Below are 5,035 nucleotides of genomic sequence, written 5' to 3'. Positions count from 1 at the left end.
ACGGCCATGTTGCCAACGGCATATTCCATAAACAGATCCCAGCCAATGATCCAGGCGATGAGTTCGCCAAAGCTGACGTACGCATAGGTATAAGCACTTCCGGAGCTGCTGGTGGACGAAGCAAATTCCGCATAACAAAAGGCTGAGAACAGACAGCCGCAGGAAGTAATAATAAATAAAAAGATGATTCCCGGTCCGCCGTCGTAAGCCGCTTGTCCGATGGTGCCGAAAATGCCGGCGCCGATAACTGCTGCAATGCCTAAAGCCGTGAGGTCTTTGAATGTGAGGTTTCTTTTTAAGGCAGTTGCTTCCGTGTGAAGTTCATTTGGATTTTTAGTACGAAAGAATGCTGACCACATAATCTGAAAAGTAACGATTGTTCAAGTAACGAAAAAAGCCGAGGGTTTCCAATTTTGACGTTGATTAACAGACGAAACCTATAAAGTTTTGGATTAACAAAGATGGGATGGATAACCAAGAAAATCTTGTAGGTTTGATCTATAGATTGAATACATCTAATTAACAAAGGAAACCTTATGGTTTGATATCAGCAACTTTCTGTATCTTTGCCTTAATGAAATTTGAACAATACGATCTTGCACCGGCAATTAAGAAGAGCCTGGCAGAAGCTGGCTTTAATCGCCCTACAGATATACAATTTAAATCTATTCCGCCGATTCTGGCAGGGGAAGATGTACTGGCTATTGCCCAGACCGGAACAGGTAAGACAGCGGCTTTTGTGATTCCTGTTTTAAATAAACTGATTCATGTACAGAAATCGGAACATACGGATATCTCTTGTCTGGTTATGGCTCCAACGCGTGAACTTGCAATACAGATTTCAGAAGTGTTTAAAAAAATCGGACAATATACCCATTTGCGTACGGTTTGTATTACCGGCGGTGTAGCACAGGATCCGCAGATTGCAGAAGCTGCTTACGGTTTTGATATCCTGGTTGCTACTCCTGGTCGTATGTTTGATTTGATTTATCAAAAACACATTAAAATTACCAAGGTAAAGATTCTGGTCCTGGATGAAGCCGATCATATGCTTGATCTTGGCTTTATCAAAGATATTCAGGATGTCAAGAAATTTCTTCCGTCTAAACATCAGACACTTTTTTTCTCGGCAACGATTAATGAAGAGATTAAAAAGCTGGCCTATTCACTGGTGAAAAATCCGATCCGTATCCAGATCGCACCGAAAGAACGGGTATCTAAAAATATCACGCATTCTGTTGCTTTTATTGGCATGGATGATAAGCGCTTTTTCCTGGAACGCTTGTTGAAAGAACATCCTGAAAGCAAAGTAATTGTTTTTGTGCGTACACAGGTGCGGGCCGATCGTGTGCAGGCCGCCATGGAACGTGTAGGAATTAAGTCGGTTACAATGCATGGCGGTAAAGAGCAGGCGGCACGGACAACGGCTATGGATGAATTCAGAAGCGGCAAGGTTAATGTATTGATCGCAACAGACATAAGTGCCCGCGGAATTGACATCGCAGGTGTGGAATATGTAGTGAATTACGATATGCCTGAAGTAGCTGAAAATTATGTGCATAGAGTCGGACGAACCGGAAGGGGTGTTGCCAAAGGTTTCGCTGTTTCATTCTGCAGCATGGAAGAGAAACCTGTTTTAGATGAAGTGGAAAAGTTTTTGGGAAAAGAAATCAATGTTATAGAAATTACAGGAACAGAATATGACCATACCCTTGATCTGACAGAGGATGTGAATGATAACTGGAAAGCCTTGTTAAAAGAAGCTGATTCAGAGGATAATAAAAAGCATATGCCGAAGAAGAAAAAGAAAAAATAGCTATGGTTTGTTGATGGTAATATTGCAACAAATAGGTCTTTTTATATAAATAATCGTTCAGGTGCTTATTTACATTTGTATATAACAAATCGTTTAGTTTATTTTAAAGTACTAATCTTAATCATTTAAAATATGAAAAAAATATTTTCTACAGCAGCTATTGCATGCGCGTTATTTACCAGTGTAGGTGTTTTTGCTCAAGGAACAAAAAATGCTGGACAGGACGCAGCAACAAACAAAGGTGATGTACTTTTAGATTTTGGTGTTGGTCTTGTTGGTAATGAATATTCTTATTCATCCAGCAATAATAAATATACAAACGAGTCTCATTATCAATTGCCAACATTTTCCGTAGCGCTTCAGAAAGCTTTTTGGGAAGATATTACGATTGGCGGACAAATTTCTATTAATAATGGCGGAAGCAAATACGATAGCTATCATCAGGGCGATGGATACTATCGCACTAATATTAAGAACACACATTTCACGTCTTATTTTACCGCAAGAGGTGAATATCACTTTAATCGTTTAATTGGTCTGGATCCTAAATTTGATTTGTATGCAGGTGCTTTAGCAGGTTTTTCAATAACCAATGAAGTATACAGATATGATGAAGGTTATGATGGCAGCAATGGTGGAAATGCCTGGGGACCTAATACGCATAAATCAGCAAGTATCAATACAGGTGGTGTGGTTGGTCCATTCGGTGGTTTCCGTTACTATTTTGGAAACAACATCGGTGTATATGGTGAAGTAGGCTGGGCTATTACGGCAATCCGTGCTGGCTTGGTATGGAAACTATAATTTCTGATATCTAATATATAAGCAGTCTTTGTATGCGTACAGGGACTGTTTTTTTATGAAAAATTAACTGTAATTATTTATTATATGAAAACATTATTGTCAACTATAGCTATTGCATGTACTGTTCTGTTGGGTGCGACAGCATCTGCTCAATTAAATAAAAATGCCGGTCAGGATGCCGGAACAAATAAAGGAGATGTCATCCTTGATTTTGGTGTTGGCTTTGGTGGTGGCGATTATAATGGTTTTGATTATTATAGCTACAGCAATGGCAATGGTCATGGAAATCACTGGAACTCTGATTATACAAACAACATCCAGATTCCTACATTGTCTGTTTCTTTGCAAAAAGCATTCTGGTCTGATATTACAGTAGGGGGGCAGATTGCTTTTAATTCGTTCAGTGCAGAACGTAATTATCATCAGAGTGATGACTACTATCAACATTCAAAATATCTTCAGACAAATTCCTATTTTTTAGGCCGCGGTGAATTTCACTTTAATCGTTTGATAGGCTGGGATCGTAAATTTGATTTGTATGCTGGTATAGTAGCTGGTATCAGAGTTAGTCTGGAAAGACAGACCGATGTATATGAAGGCTGGGGAACACATGGACAATCAGGAAGCTGGAGAACAGACTATCCGGATAAAACATATTCAAATGTAGGCCCGACGGCTGGCCCGTTTGGAGGTTTCCGTTATTACTTTGGAAAAAGTATTGGCGTATATGCTGAAGTCGGCTGGAATGTTACGAATTTCCGCACAGGTTTAGCCTGGAGATTATAGACCATAAAACATTTTAGGTATATTGAAAAGCAGTCTTTGTTTACAAGGACTGCTTTTTGTTTTAAAATCTTATACTAAGATGAATGCAACTGATTTCCCTGGACTGACTAAACAATTTCCATTTAAGCGTGCTCTTATTACCGGTGCCGGCAGTGGCTTAGGCCTTGAACTCACAAAACTTTTATTGAACGATGGCTGGAGTATAGCAGCATTGGATCTGAAAGTGGAAGCACTTGAAAAATATCAATCTCAGAATTTAGCTGTATTTAAAATTGACATTACAGACAGCGTATCGTTGGAAAAAGTAATCAATACTTTTTGCGGAACACATAAGGGGATCGATATTCTCTTTAATAATGCCGGTGTAGGCGAGGGCACGTTGTTCTCTGAGTACCCGCCTGAGCATTGGGATTGGATCATCGACATCAATCTGAAAGCAGCGATTCATGCAACCTATTTTGTTCTTCCTGTAATGCAAAAGGCAAATAATGGCCTGATTGTAAATATGGCAAGCATGGCAGGAATTGCCAATCTCCCGCGCATGAGTCCTTATAACGTTACCAAAGCCGGTTTGATTTCATTATCAGAATCTCTTAATCATGAGCTCTGTCATACAAACATTAAAGTAGTTTGTGCAACCCCCACTTTTTTTCAGTCTTCCATTATGCAGTATAGCAAAGGGAGTAAGGAAATCATTTCATCGGCTCATAAGATTGTTGCAGATTCATCTCTTACAAGTCTGGATGCGGCTAAGATTATTCTAAAGAACCTGCATAAAAGAAATGAAGTGATTCGTTTTCCGTTTTCTGCACACATATTTTTTTACAGTAGAAGATTGCTGCCGGGCTTATATAAACGCGCTGTACGATTCTTTTTATTTAAGAAAACTACCTGAAGGAAGGCTTGTATTGATTTAAATATTATACTAAATTCAGTAGTTATAATAAAGCCCCTTCAATACGCTTATGATTGCTAAGTTCCGTTTTGTTCCCCATGATATTTTTGAATCTTCCAAATACAATATTACTTATTCGGTAACGGTTGTTTTTGTAGCAGTTATACTTAAGGTTACAAACTATTATAACGACTGGGGCGTGCCTGTTTCTATTACAGCAGTGCTTGGTACAGCCTTATCCATATTGCTGGGTTTTACCAACAGTCAGGCGTATGACCGCTGGTGGGAAGCCAGAAAGATATGGGGAAGCATTGTAAACGACAGCCGGTCGTTTACCAAGCAGGTTATAACTTTCATTCAGTTTGAAGATGATCACCATCATGCTGCTACAGGTGAGATTCGGAAAAAAATTATTTATAGGCACCTGGCTTTTATTAATGTATTAAGATTGCAATTGCGTGAAGAAAAAGATGCCGGAAAATTTACAGCTATTTTAAATGAATTTGTATCAGAAGATGAACATCAGTCTGTAAAAGAATGCAGCAATATTGCTACCCAATTAATAAAAAATCAGGCGTTGGATATGCGGAAAATGTATGACAGAAAGTTAATGAACGAATTCATGTATGTTCAGATTGATCAGACATTAACGAATTTCTACACGTACCAGGGACAGGCAGAACGGATAAAAAAAACACCCTTTTTGCCAACCTATCATTTCTTCTCAAAAGTGT

General features: G+C 38.9%; 6 protein-coding genes. 5 read left to right on the top strand and 1 reads right to left on the bottom strand.

Features of this window, described 5'->3' with window-relative positions; all coding sequences use genetic code 11:
• Nucleotides 1–359: amino acid permease (locus tag ACTHJT_RS01180; RefSeq protein ID WP_440235774.1), on the bottom strand; the 359-nt coding region annotated here is incomplete at its 3' end.
• 215 nt (nucleotides 360–574) lie between these two features.
• Here ACTHJT_RS01180 and ACTHJT_RS01175 point away from each other — a divergent pair.
• The 5 genes from ACTHJT_RS01175 to ACTHJT_RS01155 all read left to right on the top strand — a co-directional run.
• Nucleotides 575–1,816 carry a DEAD/DEAH box helicase gene (locus ACTHJT_RS01175; RefSeq protein ID WP_440235773.1) on the top strand — a complete coding sequence of 414 codons (1,242 nt, stop codon included), beginning with the start codon at nucleotides 575–577 and terminating at the stop codon, nucleotides 1,814–1,816.
• Between the two features lie 132 nt (nucleotides 1,817–1,948).
• On the top strand, nucleotides 1,949–2,620 hold the full coding sequence (locus ACTHJT_RS01170) for a hypothetical protein (RefSeq protein ID WP_440235772.1): 672 nt from the start codon (nucleotides 1,949–1,951) through the stop codon (nucleotides 2,618–2,620).
• A gap of 84 nt (nucleotides 2,621–2,704) precedes the next feature.
• Nucleotides 2,705–3,406, top strand: a complete 702-nt coding sequence (locus ACTHJT_RS01165; RefSeq protein WP_440235771.1) for a hypothetical protein — start codon at nucleotides 2,705–2,707, stop codon at nucleotides 3,404–3,406.
• A 79-nt stretch (nucleotides 3,407–3,485) separates the two neighbouring features.
• Nucleotides 3,486–4,301, top strand: a complete 816-nt coding sequence (locus tag ACTHJT_RS01160; RefSeq protein WP_440235770.1) for an SDR family NAD(P)-dependent oxidoreductase — start codon at nucleotides 3,486–3,488, stop codon at nucleotides 4,299–4,301.
• Nucleotides 4,302–4,371: 70 nt separating this feature from the next.
• The coding region (locus ACTHJT_RS01155) for a bestrophin family protein (protein WP_440235769.1) at nucleotides 4,372–5,035 on the top strand (664 nt) is incomplete at its 3' end.

Origin of the sequence: Cytophaga sp. (assembly GCF_051961495.1) — a bacterium.
Taxonomy (GTDB): Bacteria; Bacteroidota; Bacteroidia; order Cytophagales; family Cytophagaceae; genus Cytophaga.
This window is presented reverse-complemented; position numbering and strand designations above follow the sequence as displayed.

Excerpts from the sequence above, each read along its gene's own strand:
- ACTHJT_RS01175 (WP_440235773.1), top strand. The coding sequence starts at position 575 with ATGAAATTTGAACAATACGATCTTGCACCGGCAATTAAGAAGAGCCTG.
- ACTHJT_RS01170 (WP_440235772.1), top strand. The coding sequence starts at position 1,949 with ATGAAAAAAATATTTTCTACAGCAGCTATTGCATGCGCGTTATTTACC.
- ACTHJT_RS01165 (WP_440235771.1), top strand. The coding sequence starts at position 2,705 with ATGAAAACATTATTGTCAACTATAGCTATTGCATGTACTGTTCTGTTG.
- ACTHJT_RS01160 (WP_440235770.1), top strand. The coding sequence starts at position 3,486 with ATGAATGCAACTGATTTCCCTGGACTGACTAAACAATTTCCATTTAAG.